Origin of the sequence: Yinghuangia soli, assembly GCF_021502675.1 — a bacterium.
GTDB lineage: Bacteria > Actinomycetota > Actinomycetes > Streptomycetales > Streptomycetaceae > Yinghuangia > Yinghuangia soli.
Map to the genome: position 1 here is coordinate 1 of NZ_JAKFHA010000021.1, position 23207 is coordinate 23207.

Consider the following 23207-nt stretch of genomic DNA (forward strand, 5'->3'; position numbering starts at 1 on the left):
GTCCTTCAACATCATGGACACCAACTCGACCAAGGCCGAGTGGGACGAGGTCGCGCCCGAGATCGTGCGCATGTGGGAGCAGTACGACTACTCCTTCCACGGCGAGCACTTCACCGTGCCGACCCCGCACAACATCCTCCCGAAGCCGTACGGGCACTCGCACCCGCCGATCTGGATGGCGTGCGGCAACCCGGGCTCGTTCGCCAAGGCCGGTTCGCTGGGTATCGGCGCGATCGCGTTCAACTTCGAGCCGATCTACAACCTGAAGGGCCGCATCGAGGCCTACAAGGAAGCCGCCGCGAACCCCACCGAGATCCTCGGCGACTACCAGAACAACAACGTCATGATGACCAACGGCGTCATCTGCCTCTCGGACCGCAAGCGCGCCCGCGAGATCGCACTCAGCGGACACGCCGGGTATTTGGTCACCCTCGTGAACCTTTACCACGACACCATGCCCAAGTCGGCCGACGGCATCACCTGGCCCGCACCGCCCATGAATCTCGCCGATCTGGGCGGCGACGAGCTCCTGGACCAGCTCATCGCCGGCGGCTACCTGCTCTGCGGCACCCCCGACGAGGTCTGCGAACAGGTCGCGGCGTACCAGGAAGTCGGCTGCGACCAGCTCGTGTTCGGCCTGAGTGCAAACACGTCGCACGAGGAGAACCTCGAGATGATCGAGCTCTTCGGCGACAAGGTCATCCCCGAGTTCGACAAGAACCCGGAGCACTCCACTGCCGTCTACCGCCGGGGGGCGACCGGCCCGAAGCACCCGCCGTTCAACGGCCCGGTCGACCCGGACCTGAAGCACACGGTGCTGCCGGCCAACGCGATCATCGCTCTCCAAGACTGAGGCCCTCTGCTTCTCCGTCTCCCGTCGCCGCGGTGCCCGCCGACGCCGCGGCGACGGGCTCCGCAGGGACCGACCGAACCAAGGCACCCTCGGCCCAGGACGCGGCCTCCGGGCGTCAGGCGGGACCGGCTGGAGGCTTCCCTCCGATCGCATGCGTGATCCGCCTGCAGCTCCTGCGCAAGCGCTCACCTGTTCGTTCGATTTCGAGGGTGCTCAATTCACGGTGCGGTTGCAGGGAGAGGTTCATTTGCGTGCGGCCTTCCGCGTCGAACACAGGGGCGCTGAGGACGCTGACCGCATGCCGACCCCGGCCCGTGAAGTCACGCGGCAGATACTCCGCCTGCACGAGTTCGGCGAGCAACGCCGCCACCATCGGCTGCAGGTTCTCGGCGAGTGGACCATCGCTCAGTTCCGCCAGCGCGTGACTCAAGCGCACCATCGCCAGAGTCAAGCGCTCGACGCTGTATCCGCGTTGGCGGATGGCCGCGAGGGAGTCGAGCAACGCCTCATGCGAGGCCGGCCGTTCGGTGCGGTCCAGCCAGTCGGCAATGACGTCGGGGGCGTCCCAGGCGACGAAAACTCCCCCGAAAGGCGGGGCCAAGGGGATGCGCTGCCCGACACGTCCGGCCGTAGGTCCGGCATCGCCACCCGCTCGGGCCACGATCACCAAGTGCCCTTCGCTGCGGAGGGCCGCCGTTGCCTGCATCTCGAACTCCCCGGCCAGCGCCGAGACCTCGGTGTGCGCAAGGCGCACTGCCGGGTATGCGTCTTCCGCCGCGCGTCCGGCCGCCACGAGCGCAGGGCCGAGCGTGAACGTCTTGTCGGCCGGGTTGCGGATCAAGAAGTCCGCGTGCGTCAGACTGGAGGTCACTGCATGGCAGGTGGCCTTGTTCATTCCCAGCGCCCTGGCGATGTCGCTCAGGCTGAACGCCTGGGCAGGCCGGCCCACCAGGAGTTGCAGGACGCCGACGACCCTGTCCGTCGGCGGCGACGTACTCGCCGTCGGCGGGTGCGGTTCGTCGAGCCTGCTCATGTTGCTCCCGAAAGTCTGATGGCAAAGGCCTGGGTGTCGAGGAGCCGCGCAACGGCCCCGAAGCCCGAAAGAGTTTCCCGCGCCCCTGGCGCAGCGAGGTAATCTTTCGAATAATCGCACAGTCAGTTCGTATATTCGAGGAGCGAGTCATGGGTGGCCACGCACGGGCGGCAGTCTTCCTGGGAGACGGAACCTACGAGGTAAGGGAGTTCCCGATCCCGGCCCCTCCGGCTGGCGGAGCGGTGCTCAAGGTCGAGGCGGTGGGTATGTGCGGCAGCGACGTCATGCAGTTCCACGGCCAGAGCCACGTCCCCGGCGAGGCCAGCCCCGTGATCCCCGGACACGAGATCGTCGGCCGACTGATCGACGTGACCCCAGAGGCCGCGGCCAACTGGGGTGTGGCCGAGGGCGACCGCGTATGCGTCGACGAGATCGTCAAATGCGGCCGCTGCGCGTCCTGTCTCGCCGGAGGCACGGGGCTGTGCGCCAACCTCCAGCTCTACGGCTACACCATGGGCCCGGACCATGACGGCGGCCTCTGGGGCGGGTACGGGGAGTACCTGCGACTGTTGCCCAACACGCACGTGATGAAGGCGCCCGACGGCCTGACCGCGGCCGAGCTGACCGTCTTCGAACCGCTCGCGAACGCCCTGAACTGGGTGACCTCGGTGCGCGTCGGCCCCGGCGACGTCGTCGTCGTACAGGGCCCGGGCCACCAGGGCCTGCTCTGCGCCGCCGCGGCCCTGGCCTGCGGAGCGAGCCAGGTCATCGTCACGGGGACCGGCGCCGACAGCCTGCGCCTCAAGACCGCCACCGCACTGGGCGCGCACGAAGTGATCGATATCGAGGCGGAGGACGTCGTCACTCGGGTCGGTGAGCTGACCGGCGGGCGCATGGCGTCGGTGGTTATGGACCTGACACCGGTGACCGCATCCGTGCGCACGGCCCTCGATCTCACCGGCATGGCCGGCGCGCGTATTGCCCTGGCCGGCCTCAAGCACTTCACCCCTGTCGACGGCCTGCTCACCGACCTGATCACGCTGAAGAACATCAACGTGCAAGGCTGCGCCGGCTCCACTCCGGGCTCGATGGAGCAGGCCGTCCGGTTGCTCGCCGACCGGCCTGAGATCGCCCGCACGATGGCCGGGACGCACGTCAGCCTCGACACCATCGAGCACGGCATCGCGCTCCTCGAACGCCGAGCGGCCGGCGAAGACGCCGTCCACGTGAGCCTGGTCCACGCCGGATAGCACGCGGGCGGCGCCGAACAGCCGAAGGGCGTGGTCGGTATTTCGCCGACCACGCCCTTCGGGGCAACCGTCGCTTATGGACGGTGAACGACTCGTGACGAGTCGGACGCTGTTTCCGCGAACCAAAGTCGATGGGCTGTGCCGGCAAGGATGGAGTCGCGCTGCGCTTGGGTACGTCTGCGAATGGCGTGTCCGGCGAGGGAAAGCATGCCGGGATAAGTCGGTTCGCGGGTCTGCGGAAAGTCCGAACCCCACGTCAGGCGCTCATCGCCGAAGGCGCTCGCCAAGTCGTCGATCACGTCTGCAGGGTCCTCCCCCGCCGCTTGCGCGCTCGCGAGCAAGTGAGTGGTCACCTTCACATGCACGCCTGGCAGGTCCGCCAATTCACGGACAGGTGCCCGTCCGGCGGTACGGGCTCGGGCATCCGGAAATCCGCAGTGGTCGAGCGCGACGCGAAGGCTCGGGCGCGATCGAATCGACGGTCGCAGCAGCGGCAGTTGGTGCGCGAACGCGGTGAGGACGACGGTGAGGCCGACCTCCGCCGAGACATCCCAGACTGCCTCGGACGCAGGGTCGGTCAGCCATCGTGGGCCCGTAGCGTCCGGACCGCCGGAGACCGCGAACAGGCGCACTCCGGTGACACCCGGTTCCCGCGCGAGGTCGCGAAGCGCGCGGGCCGCGGCGGCCGGGGCTGCCATGTCCACGGCAACGACGGCGGCCGTACGTTCCGGATGTTCGGCCACCGCATCGAGGAGATACCTGCAGTCGTAGCCGTACGCCCCGACTCCCTGCACGAGCACGGTTCTGTGCACACCGCTGACCGCCTGGACGCGCAGTACCTCGGCTACCGAACAACTCCCGTCGCTCCAATAGTCGTTGCCGTCCCGAGTTCCGCCTGTCAGGGGATATCGCGCGGTGTCCGGCGACACGATGTGCACATGGGTGTCGACGATGTCTGCTGCGGTTTCGGGCACGACGGTTCCCGCCATTTCCATGAGTGGTCACTGCCAAGAGGTCGGGGCGCCGCCACGCGAAGCGAGTCGTGGCGGCACGGAATGCCAAGCCCTGTGTTCAGAAGGCCAGCACTCCGCGCGCAATGCGACCTTGGTGCATGTCGGTGAGCACCTCGTCGAAGCGGTCTGATGCGTAGACCTTCGACACGAGTGCGTCGAGGTCGAACCTGCCGTGGCGGTACAGCTCGATGATTGCCCGGATGTCCTCGTGCGGCCTGATCCCGCCGGCTCGCGTGCCGAGGATTCCGCGGTCGCACTGCAGAAGGTTGGCGATCCGGATGGTTGCCGTCGCCGTCTGGGACGGCTGGCCGACCGCGATGAGCGTGCCACCCCAATCCAGTGCTTCCATCGCGTTTTCGAGCACCGCCGGGACGCCGGTGCACTCGAAGATCCAGTCCACCCCGCCCGCTCCGGCAGGCCCCACCTTGGTGATGTCGCTGAAAGGCAGCAGCCCGCGAATTTCGTCGGCGACGTCGACCCCGTTGCCGGCCTGGACGAAGTCGGTCGCGCCGAACTGCCGTGCCAGATCGAACTTGCCCGGCACGGTGTCGACGCCGACGATCCGGCCCGCCCCCTTCAGTCGAAGGGCTTGTACAGCGGACAGACCGACGCCGCCCAGGCCGATGACTGCCGCCGACTGGCCCGGCAGCACGTTCGCGCGGTTGAACACAGCGCCGGCGCCGGTGGTGACACCGCAGGGGACCAGGCACGCGGAGGTGAGCGGCACGTCCTCCGGGATGGTCACGCACTGGATTTCCTTGACCAGGGTCAGCTCGGCGTACGTCGAGGCCCCGGCGAAGTTCCATACCGGCTCGCCGCCGATGGAGAACGGCGTGCTGCGGTTGCCGAGGGTCTGGCGGCAGCGGTTGGGGTGGCCGGTCTGGCAGTACCGGCACATGCCGCAGGCCGCGATGGTGGTGATCACCACGTGGTCGCCCGGCTTGACGGCGGTGACGCCCGCGCCGATCTTCTCGACGATGCCGGCGCCCTCGTGACCGAGGACCGCGGGGGCGGGCCACTCGATGACGCCCTCGAGGACGCTCACGTCGCTGTGGCACACGCCGCTCGCGGCGATCCGTACGAGGACCTCGCCGACCTCGGGGTCGCGTACCTCGACATCGTCCCGCGTCTCGACACCGTTGGCCGTGTGGAGGATCGCGCGCATGTACATCTCCTCAATAGTTGTCGGCAGCGACCGGAGCGGCGGGATCGGCCGCGAGCCAAGTCCTGTGGAGCCAGGCAGGGTTCATGGAGCGCAGCGCCCCGCTTCCGGGCATGCGGAGGGGGCGTCCGCCTTCGTCCCGACCGGACGCTTAGTGAGTCGGCCGTCGGGACGCGGCCAGGTAGCGTTCGGCGTCGAGGCCGGCGGCGCAACCGGTGCCGGCGGCAGTGATGGCCTGACGGTACGTGCGATCGACCAGGTCCCCGCAGGCGAACACACCCTCAAGGCTCGTCTGCGTGGTCGGGTGGGCGACCTGTACGTAGCCGTCGGCGTCGAGATCGACGAGCCCGCTGACCAGGTCGCTGCGCGGCGTGTGGCCGATGGCGATGAACAACCCGCTGACGGCGAGCTGCTGCTCGACGCCTGTGCGGGTATCTCGCAGCCGTACGCCGGCAAGCCTGTCGTCCCCGTGCAATTCCGCGACTTCGCTGTGCCACGCAAAGGCGATCTTCGGGTCGTCGAGAGCCCGTTGCTGCATGACCTTGCTGGCCCGCAACTCACCGCGGCGATGGATGACGGTCACGGACGCGGCAAATCGGGTGAGGAAGATGGCTTCCTCCAGCGCCGAGTCACCGCCGCCCACCACGGCAATGTGGTGCCCCCGGAAGAAGAAGCCGTCGCAGGTGGCGCACCACGACACACCGCGCCCGGACAACTCGTCTTCCCGCGGCAGTTCCAGCTTCCGGTAGGCCGAACCGGTGGCGAGGATGACGGCATGGGCACGGTGAGTTGCTCCGGAGCCATCCTTGACGGTCTTGACCGGGCCGTCGAGTTCGACTTCCACGATGTCGTCGGGTACCAGTGCGGCGCCGAAGCGTTCGGCTTGCCTGCGCAGATTGGCCATCAGGTCGGGGCCCATGATGCCGTCCGGCCAGCCAGGGAAGTTCTCGACCTCCGTGGTGTTCATGAGGGCGCCGCCCGCGGTGACCGCGCCTTCGAACACCAACGGGTTCAGGTCGGCGCGTGCCGCGTAGACGGCCGCGGTGTAGCCGGCGGGACCGGATCCGATGACGATCAGGTCGTGGATGTGGTTCACGGGCCGGTCGTCTCCGCAGCGTCGTTCGGATAGCGGATCTCCACGGTCCATGGGGCGGAGGGGTCCAGGGTTCGGAGCCGCTGCAGTGCCATGCGTTCGGTGAGGTCCTTGGGTACAAGGCAGTCCGCACAGGCTGCGGGGCCGGCAGCGACGGTCATCAGGACGTGGTGGGGGGCGGGCTGGGCGCACGTCATCAGGTAGTCGTCGGCGGCGAGTGTCTGCGCCAGCGGTGCGAGCGTCGCGGTGATATCCGCTTCGTCGATCCGGTTGTTGGTCATGGCCATTCCTCGGGTTTCGGCGCTCCATCACGGCGGAACGCGGCCTTGGCGTGCTCAGTGAGTGGTCGGTGCGGGGCGGCTTCGGGAGAGGAACGCGCCCTTGTCCGAGAGAAGGAATTGACCTGTGGTGTGCGCGGCCAGGTCCGAAGCGAGGAGAAGGACGAGGTCGGCGAGGTCTTCCGGAGCGGAGAATTCGCCGTCGAGCGGGATGGACGCCTGGAGCGCCGCCCGGTGCTCGGCGCTGAACGCCTCGGCGACCTTCTGGGTGAGCGTGGTCCCCGGTGCGGCGGCGTTGACCCGGATGCGGTGCGGGGCGAGCTCGATGGCCAACGTTTGCGTGAGGTGGTTGATGCCTGCCTTCGCGGCGCCATAGGGCGCGAGTTGGACGGCGGGGCGGGTGGTCTCACCCGAGCTGACGTTGACGATCACTCCGCCGCGGCCCGCCGGGATCATGGCCGCTGCTTCCGCCTGGCACGAGTACATCGTGGCGAGCAAGTTGCCTGCCACCACGTCCGCCATGGCCTGAGAAGACCAGTCGAGGTACGGTGCGGCACCGTGCTTGCCGAGCATGCCGACGTTGTTGACGCCGATGTTCAGCGCGCCGAAATGCCGCACCGTCTCCTCGACCATGTCGTCCACCCGTCGCGGGTCCGTCATGTCGCCGACCAAGGCGAGCCCCTCACGCCCCTCGGCGCGGACAAGCTCCGACGTCTCGTGCGCGGCGGTAGCGACGATGTCGGTGACGGCGACGTTCGCGCCTGCCTGTGCCAGCCTGACGGCAATCGCCCGTCCGATGCCGGCGCCAGCGCCGGTGACAAGCGCAGTCTGTCCCGCGAGAGAAATTGTGATGGTCACGGTTGATTACCCTTCGTGTGTGCCATTCCTCGGCGACGCCGTGCCCGGCTGACGGAGACCTGGGACGCGGTTGTGGGGTTACTACACCGGTGTGGTGGTGGCGAGAAGGAGAGCGTTCTCGAGCGCCTCGAGTGCCATCGCGTCGAGTTCTGCGTCGGTCGACCCCCCGAGGGGGCCGCGGACAGTCAGCACCCGGGCGTTCCGGAGCCCATACAGCGAGGTCACCTGGTAGGCGAGTTCGGTGAACCCTGCCGTTGCCAGAAGGAGCGTGGGGATGCCGAGCTGCTCCAGGGCGACGGTGTCATGGCAGCTCCAGGACGTGCAGGACCCGCAGTCCGCCGAACCGGTGATGACCAGGTCCGCCGAAGCCTTGATCTGTTCGATCACCTCGGGTTCGGCGGGGAGTGCGGCGCTGACCTTCGGTATCTCCAGCGACACCACCGCGCCGGTGCGCTCGGCAAGCAGGCGTGCGATACCCCCTTGTATGTAGCCGGCGTGGGGCTTGAGGTTGTCCAGAACGGCGATTCGCGCGCCGTTCAACACCTCGATTCCAGGGGCGAGTTGCTTGGTGGGTTCGCCGACGCGGCCGGCCGGGTCGAGCAGAGTGACGGCCATGAGGCTGCTGCCTTTCTCTGGGGGTTAGATGTTTCCGGGTGAGTTGTCTGCGTCAGTGCGGGCTCGCGGTGCGAGCGCCCGGCACTCGAGGAGCTGCCCGGTCAGTCGACAGGGACGGTGACACTGCGGGTCAACCCCCAGCTGGGGATGACCATGGAGTGCTTGCCGGGGCCTCCGGCGACGAGAACGCGGATGTTGTCAGGGGATTCGGTCATCGGCTGCAGGTCGTCGTCCTGGAGGGCGCGCATCCAAGGCCGCCACATCGAGCTTTGGAAACTGCGGCGGAAGTCGCCGGCGCGGCGGCGTGCCTTCTCGAAGAGATACGCCTGGACGTCCTGGCGCGCCCATCCGGCGCCGGAGATGGTCGCCGCGTGCTCGGGGCCCAGAACGATGAAGTACTCGGCGCTGGAGACCACCGCGTTGTTGGTGCCGAAGGTCGCCATGACCGTGGCAACCTTGTCCAGGATCGGTGCCGGCTCTCCGCGCGTTTCCATGTCGTGGATGTTGTGGGGGTTTTCCATGCCTGCGACCGTCACCGCGCTTCGGGCCCCCAGCCCGACCGCCCGGGGGTAGACGGGCCACGGACTGGCCTCCGCGTTCTCGGCGAAGCAGAACGTGTACTTCGAGGGCTGACCGTGGGTCGCGGCGTCGCCCATGCCGGCATCGCCCGCCCCGTGGGCGGTGCCGCCACCGATGTGGAGCAGCGCGAGGCGCACCGCCCGGCCGAGGGTGGCATTCGCTCGGTTGCCCGGGCCCAGCGTGCCTGTTCCCGAGTTGAATCCGCAGGCTCGGACGGCTTCTCCGTGCACCAGCACCATCACGGAGACCGGGTGCGTGGTCGAGTTGACGCCGCGGAGGTTGAACTCCGGGGCGCAGATGCCCCTGACCGCGGCGACCAGCAGGGGCAGCATGGGCGGCGTGCATCCCGCCATGACCGCGTTGACCGCCAGGACCCTCGGTGTCGCCTCGCCGAGCCGCGGGGGCAGCGCACCGATGATCTCGTCGGGATCGCCAGGGTAGGCGTCAAGCATCGCCGCCACCCGGTCCTCGGTGGGCGGCACCACGGGGAGGCCGTCACCCCAGCCGCGTTCCTGGAGCCAGGCGTAGACGGTGTCGGGATGGTCGTCCACCAGGACGTGGGCGTTGGCGTGGACGTCGTTGTCCGGGACGGTCGTTGCGGAGGCAGGCATAAGGGATCCCGTGGTCGAGAGGTCAGCTGGGAATAGTGGCGAGGCTAGGCGCACCGTCCTCCGACCACAAGGGCATCGTTCGAAATACCAGTTAATGCGTTCGAATATTCGACCGTGTCGGTCTCACTGGCCGAGTCGTCCGGCCTGGACGACGCCGTCGTTGCCGAGCAGCACCCCTTGGCGAGCGCCGAAGCCTCCTTCTTTTTGTGTATTGCCTATGTTAATTTCTGCGCCGCACTCGACGAAGCCACGTCGGCCGTTCGCCGACCCCATGGCCGACCTTCCCGGGAACGCACTCGTGCTCCCTCCCACAGACGCCTGACCCCGCGGCCCAGACGAGGGTGAGTCCTCGTGCGGCCACGAGAAGAGGAACCATGGCCGACAATGCGCGCATAGCTGAACCACCTGACGAACGAGGCGTCGGAGGCGGCGGATCCGCCCGTCTCGACGACGCATCGCCCGGTCGCATCATCGCCGTCGCCGCGATCATCATTCTGTTCGCCGAGGCGATGGTGCTGCAGTACGCCATGGTCCTGCCGGCCGTCCAGAAGATCGGCGGGACCTGGCCCGAAGTAGGCAGCAATCTCAGCTGGATGGTCATCATCGTCGGGGTCGTCGCCGGTGCGACCCTGCCCATCGTCAGCAAACTCGCGGACCTGCACGGCAAGCGCCGCGTCTTGCTGCTGTGCAGCAGTACGTTCCTGGCCGGGTCCTTGCTGTGCGCGGTGACGGACTCCTGGACACTGTTCCTGGTCGGCCGGGCTCTGCAGTCCACCGCCGGGGCGATGATCGCCATCGGCGTGGGTCTCGTGCGCGACCTGCTCCCCCGCCGTCACATCCCCGTCGCCATCGGGGCCCTGGCCGCGGGCTTCGGACTGTCCGGAGTGGTCAGCCCGTTCGTCGGCGGAGCCCTCACGGACCACTACAGCTGGCGGGCGCTGTTCTGGTTCCTGGTCGTGTACAGCGTTGTGATCACGATCCTCATGGTCCTGTTCGTTCCCGAAAGCAACGTTCGGGTACGCGAAAAGCTCGACTGGCAGGGCGCGCTCCTCGTTGGCGCGGGCGTCGCCCTCGCGCTTGTCTACCTCAGCAACGGGCAGGCCTGGGGCTGGGGAAGGCCGAGCGCCTGGGGCTACCTCGCGGCCGGCCTGGCACTGCTGGTGGCATTCGCCGTATGGGAGGCAAAGTCGCCGTCGCCCATGATGGACCCGCGTCTGCTCCGCTCCGCGAAGGTGTCGCTCGTCCTGGGCGCGTACTTCTTCGGCAACATGGTCATCGGCGGTGTCGGCTACGCCGTCCCGTACATGGCCCAGACCGACGCGGCCGCAATCAAGGACCAGGTGCTGCAGGGCGCGGCGGCTGCCGCCGGACAGCCCGTGGAGGTCATGCAGCAGGCCATCACGTTCGAAGGGGACCTGGGGTATGCCTTCGGGTTCGGGCTCCTGGCCTTCGCCGTGCACATCACGATCGGCATGTCCGCGACCAGCATGACCGCCGGACCCCTCGCGGGGGCGTGGGGTCGGACCAGGGGTCTGCGCAGCCCGCTGATCGCGGGTATGTCGGTCATGACGGCGGCGTGTGCGATGCTCGCATTGTGGCACGGCAGTTGGTTCACCGTGCTGCTTGTCTACGCCGTCTACGGCCTCGGTTTCGGCGCGTTCTACTCAGCGAGCAACAACCTGATCGTCGAGGCAGTCCCGGAAAGCCAGTCTTCGATCGGCGCGGGCATGCTCAATGTGGCCGGCAACTTCGGTGCGGCGGTGGGGACCGCCATGATCACCGCGATCCTGTCGGCACACCCCCTGCAGATGGTGTCCCCGAGTCCCACCGGACAGGGCACGGCGACCACGGATATCCCGCAGGTCTACACGGACACGGGCTGGACGCTGTCCCTGTGGGCCCTCGGCATCGCCGGCCTGATCGGGATCGTGGTCACGGTACTGCTGAAGTCGGGACGTGCTCCGGCAACTGGCGGTGAAGCACCCGACGCGGCGGTGGGATCGCGCGAGCTGGACGCCACGCCTGCCTGAAACGAGGACGCGCCGGTGGGCCGGGCCTGGGGAACCCGGCCCGGCCCACCGGCTGTCCCGTTCCTCGGGGCCGGTGCTCAGTGGAACAGCATGGGCGCGGTCGGCCGCGGGGAGGCGGCCGGGCCCGCGAGGAAGCCCCCGTCGACCGTGAAGTCGGCGCCTGTCGTGTAGGACGCGCCCGACGAGGCAAGGAAGGCGGCCATGTGCGCGACCTCCTCCGGCTCGCCGGCGCGGCCAAGAGGCAGTCCGTCGAACCGCTTGTCCCTCTCGGCACCGCTGCGGTCGCCGGGAAGCATCGCGGTGCGGATGGGGCCGGGCACGATGGTGTTGACGCGGATTCCGTCACGGCCCAGTTCCATCGCGGCGGTCCGGGTCAGTCCGCGTACCCCCCATTTGGACGCGGAGTACGCGGCGGCCCAGGCCTGCCCTTGCATGCCACTTGCCGAGGCGACGTTGATCACCACGCCGCCGCCGGCCGCGCGCATGGTGGGTATCACGGCGCGCAGGCCGAGGAAGGGGCCCAGCAGGTTGATGTCGAGGATGCGCCGGAAGTCGTCGGCGGTCTCGTCCTCGATCGCAACGATCCGCATCGCGGCGGCGTTGTTGACGAGAATATCGAGTCCGCCGAAACGTTCTTTGGTCGCCTCGACCGCTTGGTTCCAGGCCTCTTCGCTGGAGACGTCCAGCTCGATGTAGGCGGCGTCAGGGCCCAGCTCGTCGGCGAGAGCCGCGCCTTGCGCCTTCTGAACGTCCGCGATGGCGACGAAGGCACCGCACTGGGCGAAGAGTCGCGCCTCGGCGGCGCCCTGCCCCTGTGCCGCTCCGGTGATGAGGGCGACCTTGCCCTTGAGGTCGTACACGTACATCGTCCCTTCGGTGGTGGATGGCGGCGGCGTGGCTGTCAAGCGTTCGGAACGTGCCACTGCAGTTCGATGTGCTGGCCGAGGCTGACCAGGCCGCAGGCAATGACGTCGGTGCGGATGAACGCCTGGACCATCGTGTCGGTGGCCGCGTCCGGGTCCCCGGGCCGGAAGACCCCGGCGATGCTGATGCGGCCGGCCAACTCGGGATCGTCGCGCCCCGCCGCTTCGATGCGGCGCAGTGATTCCTCGAGTTCCGTGTCGGACGCGACCTTCAACCCGAAGTGATAGGAGTACTGGGGGTGATCCCGCATGTGATCCAGCCATGCGGACCTGGCCTCCCCCAGCGGCCCGCCTGCCGCGGCCAGGCCGAGTTGCTGCTCGAAGGCCCATTGCTCGGGCGTCACCTCGGATGCGTACAGGATGTTGCCGAGGTAGTCGGTGACCGTGGGCTCGACCATGGCGCTGAAGAAGTGGCCGCCACGGTCGACCACGCGGCAGCCCAGAAGCTCCAAGACGCTCTTGGCGAGGGCGCGTTCGCCTGGTCGATAGAGCAGTTCCGCATGGGTAATGCGGCGCAGCGGCACAGGGTCGGGGGCAGCGGTCATCACCGGCTCCAGATGATCGGCTCGATTTCCAACATAGCTATCATGGCTATGATTGAGCTACAAGGCTCAAGCGTTGCCCAGGGCCCTCTTTTCGTGTAAGCGTTACACATATCCTGCGCGGCACGCGAGAGCGGACGTGTCCACAAGGCCCCAAGGAGCAAATGTGCAGAGCTCTGCCATCGGTCGATCCGGACTGAAGGTCTCGGCCCTCGGCCTCGGCTGCAACAACTTCGGGATGAAGATCGACCAGGCCGCGGCGGAGGGCGTCGTCAACGCGGCAATCGACGCAGGCGTCACGCTGTTCGACACCGCAGACATATACGCGAAGGGGCAGTCGGAGGAGATCCTCGGCGCCGCACTCGGTTCGCGCCGCGACAGCGTGGTGATCGCCAGCAAGTTCGGGGCGCCAATGGCACCCGGTCCGTACGGCGGAGGTTCCTCGCGGCGCCATATCGTCCGCGCGTGCGAGGCGAGCCTCAGCCGCTTGGGCACCGACTACATCGACCTCTACTACCAGCACTACGCGGACCCGGACACGCCCGTAGAGGAGACGTTGCGCGCACTCGACGACCTGGTGCGCGCCGGCAAGGTCCGGTACGTGGCGACGTCGAACGTCGGTGGATGGCAGCTCGCCGACGCTGTCCACACCGCCCGGAGTCTCGGCACCGCGGGATTCACGGCCGTCCAGGTGGAGTGGAACCTGCTCGCCCGAGATGTCGAGCGCGACCTTGTGCCCGCTGCCGAGCACTTCGGAGTCGGAGTTATCCCGTACTTCCCCCTGGCCTCGGGCCTGCTGACCGGCAAGTACCGGTCCGGTGCCGAGTTCCCGGAGGGCTCGCGCCTCGCGGCGCTGCCGTACTTCGCGGGAGTCGCGACCGAGTCGAATCTCGCGGCGGTCGAACGCCTGCGCTCTCTCGCGGACAAGTCCGGACGCACCATGGCCGGGCTCGCGCTCTCCTGGCTGGCGGCCCAGCCGTCGGTGCCCTCCGTGCTGGTCGGCGCGACCTCGGCGGAACAGGTGGCGGCCAACGCCGCAGCCCTGGAAGCGCTGCCAGTCGACCTTCTCGCCGACATCACCGCGGCAGTGGACGAGGCCTGACTGCCGCCCTCCGCAAGCCCGATGGACGCACGGCGAGCCGGCGGACCCGGGATTGCGGAGGGCGGCGTCAAGCCGCTCAGATGCGTGCCGCGACGAAGTCCGCGGCCGGACCGCTGTGCTGCGGCTGGGCGTACGCACCGTGGGCATTGGCGTCCCAGCCGCCCCCGCAGATCGGGTCGCCGGCCGCGCAGTCGTCGAGGGTGCGGGACTGGTAAGTGCCGGTCACCTGGCGGTAGGTCGGGAAGCCTCGGATCGGGTTGCCGTAGAGCACCACCGCCTTCACCTTCGGTTCGATCCCCGCCGGGATGACGGCGACCGTGGGGCCGCCGACGAGCGCGCCGTCGCTGCCGACCCCGATGGCGTTGTCGACGACATTCGCGCCCTGCGAGTAGCCCACCAGCACGAACACCTGGTCCGGGCAGGCCACAGCCTGGGCCCTGAGATGCTGGACGAGGTCCCAGTTCCCCACCGACGCGGACCACGGCTCAAGGCTGGCCGGGTAGTTCACCCTGTAGTAGGACACGGACTTTCCTGCGGTCCGGGCATCGAGGGCTGCCGCGAAGTTCTCGAACACCGGGTCGGGAAGCGTGTTCGGCGCAGTGCCGTCACCCCCGAAAACGGTTCCACCCGCGTACGCGACGTCGACATCGGCGCAGGACGCAGCTACGGCCTGTTCGGCGGTCGCGAAGGTTAGTGCGCTGGCAGCAAGGGCGGTGGCGGTCGCCACCGCGATTCTTGCGGTGGTACGGCGTCGTGGCATCGGGGGCCTCTCAGTAGGGGCGCGCCGGGTGCTTTGCACGGGCGCTAATGGGAGCGCGGCCCCACCCTTGGGCAACGAAAACCACAGAGAGGCCGCGTGACGTGACTCAGATCACTAACGCGCGTAAGTGCTGGCTATTTTTACCACCAGGTAACAAGAGCTTCAAGGTGAACTGCTCAGCTGGATGCGCGGATCACGATGTCCGGTGTCCACACCGGCGGTTCGTCCGCGGTCGGGCGAGCTGCCCCGCCTGTCCCGAGGCGTTGCAGGACCCAGTGAGCGAGCATGGCCCCGAAAGGCTTGCCCGAGCTGCGGATGGTCGTCAGCGCCGGACAGGTGTAGCGGGCAGCAGGGATGTCGTCCGCGCCGATCACCGCCAGGTCGACCGGCACGACCACGTCTGAGGCCCATGCGGCCTGCAACACCGCCATGGCAACCTCATCGTTGAACGCAGCCACCGCAGTGGGGGCATCCTCGGCCAACCATCCGCGCAGCACCGGCGTGAAGTCGCCGTCGGCAGGCATGCGCCGCACGGACACCCCGGCGAGACCCAGACTTAGTGCGGTCTGGTCGACGCCCGCCAGTCGCCGCTCCGACATCGATACCAGCCTGGAATCGGCCGGATGGACGTAGCCGATGCGGACGTGGCCGCGCCCCGCCAGGTGGCCGGCCTGCGCCACGCCTACCGTGCGCCCGGCGTCGTCGCGGGGAGGCGGCGGATCAGCCGGTCCGGGCAGCACCGCCCGTGCACCGCGCGCCCGGAACGCCGCGACCTGGTCTCCGTCGAACGGCAGCAACCCCGCGACCGCCACCGGCGCCACCGCGGCCGCCAGTGCGAGGGCCGGCTGCCGGTCCGGGCCGGCCCGGTGCGTCACCAGCAACAAATCGTGGGCGGCCAACACCCGGTCCATTTCGGTAACCAGTTCATCCACGGTCGCACTCGCCGGGAAATCCGGCAGACACAACAGCACCGTGCTGCCCCGCCCGCGCGACAACGCCTGTGCCGGTCCGTTCGGGGTATAGCCGAGCCGCTCCGCAGCGGCCAGCACCTTCTCCCGGGTGGCCGGCGAAATCGTCTGGTTCGGCGCGTCGTTCAGGACGAAGCTCACCGTCGACCGGGACACCCCCGATTCCCGCGCAACGTCAGCGCTGGTCACCCGCGATCCACGACGCGCCACCAAGACCTCCCCTGCCCGGGCCGCAAGGGCACTCCGCCATCGCAACCGTCCGGGGCCACCCTACGCAGTCACACCGGAGGAGGCGGCGGGCATGCGGTCCGGGGAGGCGGCGGCCGGGTCAGGCGTGTCTGCCCTTTCGCGCTCACGCCATGTCGGGCGGGACCACCGGTCGGTCCAGGGTGAACTCGCGGCGTCGGATCCGCCATCCTGACGGGGTGCGCACCACGTGGTCGACGAACCGGCCCGAGGTGTTCACGGTGCCGCCGGCGTCCGCGCCCATGCGCAGCATGCCAAGCATGTAGTAATGCACGGCGGCTCCATCTTCGGTCGGTGCGATCCACAGGTTCGCGACGACGTGCCACGCCTGGGCGCCGGTCCACTTCTCGGTGTCGCGGGCATGTTGGATCTGGGCCTGCAGACCGACGTACTCACCGATGCCGACGAGGACGGTCACCACGTCTTCGGTGAAAAGATCAGCGAAGCGGTGGTAGGCGGCATAGTCCGAGTAGTGGCAGAAGCGCGCCGGGAGTTCAGCGATCTCCAAGCGATCCTGAAGGGACAGCCCTGGCTGCTCGACATCGTGCGCTTCATCTGCTCTTGCCGCGGTCATGATGTGTAGGACCCGCCGTTGAGGTGGAAGGTCTGCCCCGTGATCCACGACGCCTCCTGCGAAGCAAGGTAGGCGCACAGTGCACCCGCATCCTCGGGAACGCCGATGCGGCCGACCGGCAGATGCGCGGCCAACTCGCGTGTGCGCGTGGCCTCACGGCCGCTCGCAGCAGGGTCGATCAGCCCCAAAGCAATGGTGTTCGCGGTGATGCCGTCGGACGCGTTCTCGATGGCCAAGTGGCGCATGAAAGAGATCGCACCACCCTTGGCAGCTGCGTATAGGGAGACGCCTATCCCTTGCCCGATCACCCCGGAGCCCGATGCGATGGTGACGATGCGTCCATGTCGGCGGGCGGCCATGCCGTCGATGACGGCTTTGACGCAGTTCATGACGCCGAACAGGTTCACCTCGGTGAAACGCCGCCAATCGGCGGGGTCGGTGTCCCGGAACGAGGTCGGCCGGAAAGCACCCGCCCCGGCGTTGCCGACGTTGTTGACCAGGATGTCGACCGGCGCGATCCGGCGTTCGAAGGTGCGCACCGCGTCGGCCACGGCGCCGAGGTCGGTGACGTCGAACGCGACGGCGTGGGCCTGACCTCCGGCGTCGCGGACCCGTCGGACGGTCCCGTCAGCCCGGGCCGGATCGATGTCGTTGACGACCACTTGCGCGCCCTGTCCGGCCAACGTGCAGGCGATTCCGGCGCCCACCCCCTGCCCGGCTCCCGTGATCAGGGCGGTTCTGCCGTTGAGCTCGAACACGTGCGTACTCCTGGAGTTGCGTTCCACGGTCGGGGTCCTCTGCCCTGCTGGGCGCGTTCCTCATCCCGGCGGGGCGACCACGCCGAGAGCATCGCGAATCGCCGCGGTGTGCTCACCGAGAAGTGGTGGCGCGCGCCGAATCGGCGGTCGCTGCCCGTCGATCCTCAGCGGCGAGGCGACGAGCTTGACCTCGCCGTGCGGATGCTTGGCGGTCTGTACCAGTCCGGCGGCACTGACCTGGTCTTCGAGGAAGACCTCGTCGAGGCGGTTCACCGGCGCGCATGCGACCGCCGCCCTTCCCAGCTCAGCCTCCCAGACCTTCGTGGGCTCCCGCACAAAGGTCGCCGCGAGCAGGTCGTCCAGCTTCACCCGGTGCGCCAGCCGAGACGCGTTGTCCGCGAACTGGGGGTCGTCGGCCAGAGCCGGCCGCCCGACGGCGGCGCACAGCGCGGCGAACTGCCTGTTGCTGGTGGCGCCTATGACGATCTGACCGTCGGCCGTGGGCATCGGGCCATACGGCGCGACATTGGGATGCAGGTTCCCTATCAAACCGGGAACCGCCCCGCCGACGAGGTGATTCGCGGCCTGGTTGATCAGCGCGGATACCCCGCATTCGAAGAGCGGCACCTCGACGCGCGCGGCCCTGCGGCCCTGATCAGCGTGTCGACCGAGGAGGGCTCCCAGCGCTCCGATCGCCGCATACAGCCCGGTGACGACGTCCACTACGGGAAACCCGACTTTGGTCGGGCCGGTGAGCTCATGCCCGGTCACGGACATGATCCCGGAACGGGCTTGGGCCATGGCGTCGTAGCCCGGCAAATCTCCCAACGGGCCGCTCGAGGACGCACCGCGGATGGAGACCCACACAGCATGCGGACTGCTGTCACGAACTGCGTCCAACCCGAGAGACATCAACTGTCGGGGCAGGAAGTTCTCGATCACCACGTCGCACTCTGCGGCCAAGGACTTGACCACGTCCAGGTCGGCCGGCTCGCGCAAGTCGAGCACCATGGCTCGGCGATTCCGGTTGATCGCAAGGTAGTACGCCGCGTCGGCGCCGTGGAACGGAGGACCCCATCGCCGCGTTTCATCGCCTTCGGGCGCTTCGACTTTGATCACGTCGGCGCCCAGATCGGCCAGCACGGTCGCGGCCAGAGGCCCGGCGAGCACGCGCGACAAGTCGAGTACGCGCACGCCGGCCAGAGGCAGGGTCGGGTCGTGGGTTTCTGTGTCTTCGGGCCAGGTCATGCGGCAGCCTTTCGCCTTCGGCCAGTCGTCATCATGGCTATCATGACCATGTTGGATTCCGACAGATCTTGCTTGCGCCGCTCTTTAATGTAAGCGTTACGCATATAGTGCGCCCGTTCGGGTCGCGTTACGCTGCCTGCCCGGCAGCCAGTGAAGCCCCTTGATTCCAGGAGCTCTTCGGTGACCTCAGTTGCCTCCTCAACGCCCCCCGCACGTGCCCGGCGGCACGGGCTCGCCGATCTGCTGGCGCGTTCCGCGGTCCGGACCCCGGACAAGACCGCGGTGGTCTTCGGGGAGCTGCGGCAGAGCTTCGCGGAGCTGGACGCGCTGGTCACGCGGACCGCGGCGGGGTTCGCGGCGCGCGGGGTGGCCAAGGGCGACCGGATCGTGCTGCTGGCCCGGAACTCGCACGGGTTCGCGGTGGCGTACTTCGCGCTGGCCCGGATCGGCGCGGTGTCGGTGCCGGTGAACTTCATGCTCACCCCGCCCGAGGTCGCCTACGTCCTCACCCACTCCGGCGCGGTCGGGGTCGTGGCGGGCGCGGACCTGGTGGTGACCGCGGACGCGGCGCTCGCGGAGGCGGGGCTGGACGTGACGGCTCTGAAGGTCCGCGCGGTGATCGGCGAGACCGAGGGCTGGGAGCCGTTCGCCGCACTCGGCGCCTCGGACGCGGCATGCCCCGAGGTGGACCTGGACGACGACGACCCGGTGCAGATCATGTACACCTCCGGCACCGAGTCCCGCCCCAAGGGCGCGGTGATGACCAGCCGGAACCTCCTCGCCCAGTACACCACCGCGATCGTGGACGGCGGGATGAGCGCGGACGACGTGGAGATCCACGCGCTGCCGCTCTACCACTGCGCCCAGCTGCACTGCTTCCTGACCCCGGACGTCTACCTGGGCGCGACGTCGATCATCCTGCCCGCGCCCGACGCCGCGACCATCCTGGCGACGGTGGAGGCGGAGCGCGTCACGAAGCTGTTCTGCCCGCCGACGGTGTGGATCGCGCTGCTGCGGCACCCGGACTTCGACACCCGCGACCTGTCCTCGCTGCGCAAGGGCTACTACGGCGCAGCCGCGATGCCCGTCGAGGTCCTCGCCGAACTGCGCCGCCGACTCCCGCAGTTGGCGCTCTACAACTTCTACGGCCAGACCGAGATGTCCCCGGTCGCGACCATCCTCGGCCCCGCCGACCAGGAACGGAAGGCCGGTTCCGCGGGCCGGGCGGGGCTCAACGTCGAGACCCGGGTGGTGGACGACAACGACGAACCCGTCCCGGCCGGGGTGGTCGGGGAGATCGTGCACCGCGGCCCGCACACCATGCTCGGCTACTGGAACGACCCCGACCGCACCGCCGAGGCGTTCCGCAACCAGTGGTTCCACAGCGGCGACCTGGGCGTCCTGGACGACGAGGGCTACCTCACCATCGTCGACCGCAAGAAGGACATGGTGAAGACCGGCGGCGAGAACGTCGCCGGACGCGAAGTCGAAGAAGTCATCCACGCCCACCCCGCCGTCGCCGAGGCGGCAGTGTTCGGGATCACCCACCCGTACTGGATCGAAGCCGTCACCGCCGTCATCGTCCCCAAGCCCGGCGAGAAGATCGAACCCGACGAGATCACCGCGCACTGCCGCGAACACCTCGCCGGGTTCAAAGTCCCCAAATACGTCGTGATCACCGAAGCCCTGCCGAAGAACCCCAGCGGCAAAATCCTCAAGCGCGAACTACGCGACGCCTATGCGCACTTGGCCCATACGGAATAGTGCACAGGAGCAACGGCAGGACGCAGAGGACGTCGGCTTCTCCTGCACAAGCGGACGAGCCGCGCTGTGCCCGCGTCCCTCAAGGCCAGCTCGTACCCCGAGCTAGCTGCTCAGTCGTACTCCGCCATCTGCCTCAACAGCGCACTGGCGAAGGCAACGGTCAAGGCTCCAAGCCCGTACTGCTGAATATCGGTACCAGCGCCGCCTGTCGGGCCTCGGCCACGCGCGGCCGTCCCGACTTTGCCACGCCCTTTCCCGACCGGTTCGCCATCGCGGCGATTGCGTCGACGGTGCTGTCGATGACAACGTCGTAGAGGCGCTCGAAGGCCGTCGGCAGTGCATCGACGACCGGTCCGACGCGGCGCTGTTCCTCCTCGGTCGCCTGTTCCAAAGCTTGCTTCATGAGCGGGACCATGTCGACAGACGGGGTCCGCTTCGCAGCGAGCGTGGCCTGTCCCACGATGGTGGTTCCGACGAGCGCGATGGCGAGCGCCATGTCCTCGTCGTCCAACCGCAGAGGGCTCAACACCCCAGTCAGCAGGCTGAACGACGGCAACCACGCCGGCTGCCGGGTGGAGGCGATGTACGGCAGCAGCTGGGGATACGGCCGCAGGTGCTCCAGGCTCAGCAGCATCCACTCACGGAGCTTCTCCTGCCACGTCAGGCCCTCGGGCGCGGTGAAACGCATGTCCGCCAGCACCCGGTCGGCCACTGCATGAAGGAGGTCGTCGCGATCGGGGAAGTAGCGGTACAACGCCATGGGCGCGGAGTCGGCAGCGTCCGCCACCCGCTTGATCGTCAACGGCTCGGTCGGGTCGTCGTACACCAACCCGACCGCCGCCTCGACGATCTGCTCGCGGGACAGGCGCGCAGGTCGTCCCCGTCCGCGCGTAGGTCCGCCTGTCGAGCCTTGGGTCATCCCGGATCCCTCCACCACGCTGCACCCGCACCTGGCGGTGCCGTGACCCCAGATTACGCGTATGACCTACGCATTCGGAGGTCGGATAGCGGGAGGGTGGCAAGATCCCCGCCTCGTCGGCTGCAGCCTGTGCGCCCGACGAGGTGCCTGGAGCCTAGCGGCCTGCGTTCTCCTGGCCGGTTCGGTCCGCCTCCAGGGTGCCCAGCCATACCGCGGTCAGGGTGTCCAGCATCGCGGATCGTTCGCGTCCCCAGAGGCCGGCCTGCCAGGACGGCATGAATGTCTCCAGCTGGTTGATCAGCAAGAACGCGCGGCGCTTGGCTTCGGGCCGGGTGAAGTGCGTCCAGCGCTCCGGCGGCTGGAGGAGTGCATGGATGAACCGCTGCTGGTGCTCCAGGTGCTGCTCGCGCAGCGTGTGCGGAAGGTGCTCGGCGAAGACTTTGAGGGCCTTCTTGTTCCCGTCGGCGTCTACGTACCGGGTGAGCCAGCCGCGAATCGTGGCATGCGACCAGTCGGGCAGCGTGCCGAATTCCACGAACATGCTTTCGGTGTCACGCCAGATTCGAGCAGCCAGCTCGGCGACGATGTCGGCCTTGCCGGAGAAGTGCAAGTAGAAAGTGGCTCGCGCCGCCCCTGCGCGGGCGACTACATCGTCGATGGTGGCCGCCTCGTACCCCTTCTCTTCGAAGACGTCGACTGCCGCGGCCAGCAGACGCCGACGCGTGAGCTGCTTGTGCTGGGCACGCAGGTCCGAGGCCGGGACGGCGGGATCCGCGGCGCCGGCACGTCGGCGGGTAGGCGTTGGCATTCCGCAAGCGTAGTCAGTCCGCTTGTCTGAGTGCGCAACCACGGTGCGTCAGCCTTCCGCGGCGGCGCCGGCTCCCCTGCCTACTGCTCCGCGCAGACGCCGACAGGCATGGTCGAGCGCATCGGATGCGGCGGGCACGCGGGCGTAGTACGAGAGGAACCCGTGAGCGGTCCCTTTGACCTCCAGGACCTCGATGGATCCGCCGACGGCATTCACTGTCTCGGCGTACGCGTAGGCGTCATCGACGTTCAGGTCGAATTCCGGGGTGACGATCAACGCAGGGGGAAGCCCGGTGAAGTCGTCGGCGTGGAGCGGTGAGACGTACGGGTGCCGCAGGTCCGCGGAACCCGCGTACGTCCGCCACATGGACTGCGACGTCTGCCGGTTGACCATCGGCGCGTCGGCGTTCGCGACGGTGGCTGGCCGCTCGGAGACAGCATCCAGGCCCGGGTAGGCGAGCAGTTGGAAGGCGAAGCGCGGGCCTTGCCGGTCCCGGGCCATATGGCCCGCGACGGCGGCGAGGTTCCCGCCGGCGCTGTCGCCGCCGACAGCCACGCTCTCCGGGTCGATACCCACCTCTGCGGCATGCTCGACAACCCAGCAGGCCGCCGCATAGAAGTCCTCGGCGGCGGCGGGAAAGACGTGCTCGGGCGCGAGGCGGTACTCGACGGACACCACGACACAGCCACTGCGGTTGGCGATCTCACGACAGAGACCGTCGTGGGTCTCGATGCTGCAGATGGACCACCCGCCCCCATGTGCGAAGACCAGCGCAGGCAGCCCTTCGTCGGCCGTCGGGTAGTAGAAGCGGACGGGAACGTCTCCGTCCGGCCCGGGAATCGTCCGGTCGGCTACGGCATGCACGTCGGGGCGGGGTTGGAGGGCGGCGGCTGCATCGCTGCGTTCGCGGATGGCGACCACGGACTCGGGCGTGACCACAGGCAGCGGGGGTATCGCCGCCATGATCGCTGCGAACTCGGGCACGAGGGCGAATTGCCCCGCTTCAAGGTCCGTCATGAGTACGCGCCTCCACTCGTCGCACCTTCACCTGCGTGACGACAACTTAGCCCTTCAGTAGACACGATGTCCATCAAAGAGTCTCTCTGTATGGACATGCCCAAGCCGCACGTGCATGATGACTTTCGCTAGACAGTCTGTCTATTTCATGGCTACGGAGACTGGCATGACGACCCCCCGTACCTTTGTCCACCATCGGCCTG

The 23207-nt window shown here is 68.3% G+C and carries 23 protein-coding genes; 5 read left to right on the top strand and 18 right to left on the bottom strand.

The window, feature by feature from the left end; genetic code table 11:
- Positions 1 to 853 (top strand): LLM class flavin-dependent oxidoreductase (locus LZ495_RS28240; RefSeq protein ID WP_235055749.1); only part of this gene is annotated, 853 nt, incomplete at its 5' end.
- A gap of 115 nt (positions 854 to 968) precedes the next feature.
- On the opposite strand, the gene LZ495_RS28245 is transcribed toward LZ495_RS28240, so the two are convergent.
- Entirely contained in the window at positions 969 to 1886 is a 918-nt protein-coding gene (locus LZ495_RS28245; protein ID WP_235055750.1) for an IclR family transcriptional regulator, read from the bottom strand.
- Positions 1887 to 2035: 149 nt separating this feature from the next.
- Between LZ495_RS28245 and LZ495_RS28250 the strand changes: the two genes are divergently transcribed.
- On the top strand, positions 2036 to 3136 hold the full coding sequence (locus tag LZ495_RS28250; protein ID WP_235055751.1) for a zinc-dependent alcohol dehydrogenase: 1101 nt from the start codon (positions 2036 to 2038) through the stop codon (positions 3134 to 3136).
- A 74-nt stretch (positions 3137 to 3210) separates the two neighbouring features.
- Here LZ495_RS28250 and LZ495_RS28255 read toward each other — a convergent pair whose 3' ends face one another.
- The 7 genes from LZ495_RS28255 to LZ495_RS28285 form a co-directional block, all read right to left on the bottom strand.
- Complete coding sequence (locus tag LZ495_RS28255) at positions 3211 to 4110, bottom strand: amidohydrolase family protein (RefSeq protein ID WP_235055752.1); 900 nt, start codon at positions 4108 to 4110, stop codon at positions 3211 to 3213.
- A 97-nt stretch (positions 4111 to 4207) separates the two neighbouring features.
- On the bottom strand, positions 4208 to 5314 hold the full coding sequence (locus LZ495_RS28260; protein WP_235055753.1) for an alcohol dehydrogenase catalytic domain-containing protein: 1107 nt from the start codon (positions 5312 to 5314) through the stop codon (positions 4208 to 4210).
- Between the two features lie 148 nt (positions 5315 to 5462).
- The gene (gene trxB, locus LZ495_RS28265) at positions 5463 to 6407 is read right to left on the bottom strand and encodes a thioredoxin-disulfide reductase (protein ID WP_235055754.1); all 945 of its coding nucleotides are present in this window, start codon (positions 6405 to 6407) and stop codon (positions 5463 to 5465) included.
- Positions 6404 to 6685: a hypothetical protein gene (locus LZ495_RS28270; protein WP_235055755.1), complete on the bottom strand. Its 282-nt coding sequence runs from the start codon at positions 6683 to 6685 to the stop codon at positions 6404 to 6406. The genes trxB and LZ495_RS28270 overlap by 4 nt, the downstream gene beginning before the upstream one ends.
- A gap of 54 nt (positions 6686 to 6739) precedes the next feature.
- The gene (locus tag LZ495_RS28275; protein ID WP_235055756.1) at positions 6740 to 7540 is read right to left on the bottom strand and encodes an SDR family NAD(P)-dependent oxidoreductase; all 801 of its coding nucleotides are present in this window, start codon (positions 7538 to 7540) and stop codon (positions 6740 to 6742) included.
- 81 nt (positions 7541 to 7621) lie between these two features.
- The gene (locus LZ495_RS28280; RefSeq protein ID WP_235055757.1) at positions 7622 to 8155 is read right to left on the bottom strand and encodes a UGSC family (seleno)protein; all 534 of its coding nucleotides are present in this window, start codon (positions 8153 to 8155) and stop codon (positions 7622 to 7624) included.
- Between the two features lie 101 nt (positions 8156 to 8256).
- On the bottom strand, positions 8257 to 9345 hold the full coding sequence (locus LZ495_RS28285; protein ID WP_235055758.1) for a hypothetical protein: 1089 nt from the start codon (positions 9343 to 9345) through the stop codon (positions 8257 to 8259).
- 374 nt (positions 9346 to 9719) lie between these two features.
- On the opposite strand from LZ495_RS28285, the gene LZ495_RS28290 reads away from it, so the two are divergent.
- On the top strand, positions 9720 to 11375 hold the full coding sequence (locus LZ495_RS28290; protein ID WP_235055759.1) for an MFS transporter: 1656 nt from the start codon (positions 9720 to 9722) through the stop codon (positions 11373 to 11375).
- Between the two features lie 77 nt (positions 11376 to 11452).
- On the opposite strand, the gene LZ495_RS28295 is transcribed toward LZ495_RS28290, so the two are convergent.
- Positions 11453 to 12280: an SDR family NAD(P)-dependent oxidoreductase gene (locus LZ495_RS28295; RefSeq protein WP_235055760.1), complete on the bottom strand. Its 828-nt coding sequence runs from the start codon at positions 12278 to 12280 to the stop codon at positions 11453 to 11455.
- Positions 12277 to 12843: a hypothetical protein gene (locus LZ495_RS28300; protein WP_235055761.1), complete on the bottom strand. Its 567-nt coding sequence runs from the start codon at positions 12841 to 12843 to the stop codon at positions 12277 to 12279. The genes LZ495_RS28295 and LZ495_RS28300 overlap by 4 nt, the downstream gene beginning before the upstream one ends.
- Positions 12844 to 13006: 163 nt before the next feature.
- Between LZ495_RS28300 and LZ495_RS28305 the strand changes: the two genes are divergently transcribed.
- The gene (locus tag LZ495_RS28305; RefSeq protein WP_235055762.1) at positions 13007 to 13942 is read left to right on the top strand and encodes an aldo/keto reductase; all 936 of its coding nucleotides are present in this window, start codon (positions 13007 to 13009) and stop codon (positions 13940 to 13942) included.
- A 76-nt stretch (positions 13943 to 14018) separates the two neighbouring features.
- Here LZ495_RS28305 and LZ495_RS28310 read toward each other — a convergent pair whose 3' ends face one another.
- From LZ495_RS28310 to LZ495_RS28330, 5 genes are all read right to left on the bottom strand, one after another.
- A complete protein-coding gene (locus tag LZ495_RS28310) occupies positions 14019 to 14702 on the bottom strand; it encodes a cutinase family protein (RefSeq protein WP_235055763.1) in 684 nt (227 codons plus the stop codon).
- A gap of 176 nt (positions 14703 to 14878) precedes the next feature.
- On the bottom strand, positions 14879 to 15859 hold the full coding sequence (locus LZ495_RS28315; RefSeq protein WP_235055764.1) for a LacI family DNA-binding transcriptional regulator: 981 nt from the start codon (positions 15857 to 15859) through the stop codon (positions 14879 to 14881).
- A gap of 163 nt (positions 15860 to 16022) precedes the next feature.
- Positions 16023 to 16490 carry a nuclear transport factor 2 family protein gene (locus tag LZ495_RS28320; RefSeq protein ID WP_235055765.1) on the bottom strand — a complete coding sequence of 156 codons (468 nt, stop codon included), beginning with the start codon at positions 16488 to 16490 and terminating at the stop codon, positions 16023 to 16025.
- On the bottom strand, positions 16487 to 17275 hold the full coding sequence (locus tag LZ495_RS28325; RefSeq protein ID WP_235055766.1) for an SDR family NAD(P)-dependent oxidoreductase: 789 nt from the start codon (positions 17273 to 17275) through the stop codon (positions 16487 to 16489). Before LZ495_RS28325 ends, LZ495_RS28320 begins: the two co-directional genes overlap by 4 nt.
- 33 nt (positions 17276 to 17308) lie before the next feature.
- Complete coding sequence (locus LZ495_RS28330; RefSeq protein WP_235055767.1) at positions 17309 to 18496, bottom strand: CaiB/BaiF CoA transferase family protein; 1188 nt, start codon at positions 18494 to 18496, stop codon at positions 17309 to 17311.
- A gap of 180 nt (positions 18497 to 18676) precedes the next feature.
- On the opposite strand from LZ495_RS28330, the gene LZ495_RS28335 reads away from it, so the two are divergent.
- Positions 18677 to 20260 carry an acyl-CoA synthetase gene (locus LZ495_RS28335; protein ID WP_235055768.1) on the top strand — a complete coding sequence of 528 codons (1584 nt, stop codon included), beginning with the start codon at positions 18677 to 18679 and terminating at the stop codon, positions 20258 to 20260.
- Positions 20261 to 20420: 160 nt separating this feature from the next.
- Here LZ495_RS28335 and LZ495_RS28340 read toward each other — a convergent pair whose 3' ends face one another.
- The 3 genes from LZ495_RS28340 to LZ495_RS28350 form a co-directional block, all read right to left on the bottom strand.
- The gene (locus LZ495_RS28340) at positions 20421 to 21179 is read right to left on the bottom strand and encodes a TetR/AcrR family transcriptional regulator (protein ID WP_235055769.1); all 759 of its coding nucleotides are present in this window, start codon (positions 21177 to 21179) and stop codon (positions 20421 to 20423) included.
- A gap of 154 nt (positions 21180 to 21333) precedes the next feature.
- Positions 21334 to 21987 (bottom strand): TetR/AcrR family transcriptional regulator, encoded by a 654-nt coding sequence (locus LZ495_RS28345; RefSeq protein WP_235055770.1) that lies wholly within the window; start codon positions 21985 to 21987, stop codon positions 21334 to 21336.
- 48 nt (positions 21988 to 22035) lie between these two features.
- On the bottom strand, positions 22036 to 23004 hold the full coding sequence (locus tag LZ495_RS28350; RefSeq protein WP_235055771.1) for an alpha/beta hydrolase: 969 nt from the start codon (positions 23002 to 23004) through the stop codon (positions 22036 to 22038).
- Positions 23005 to 23207 lie beyond the last annotated feature (203 nt).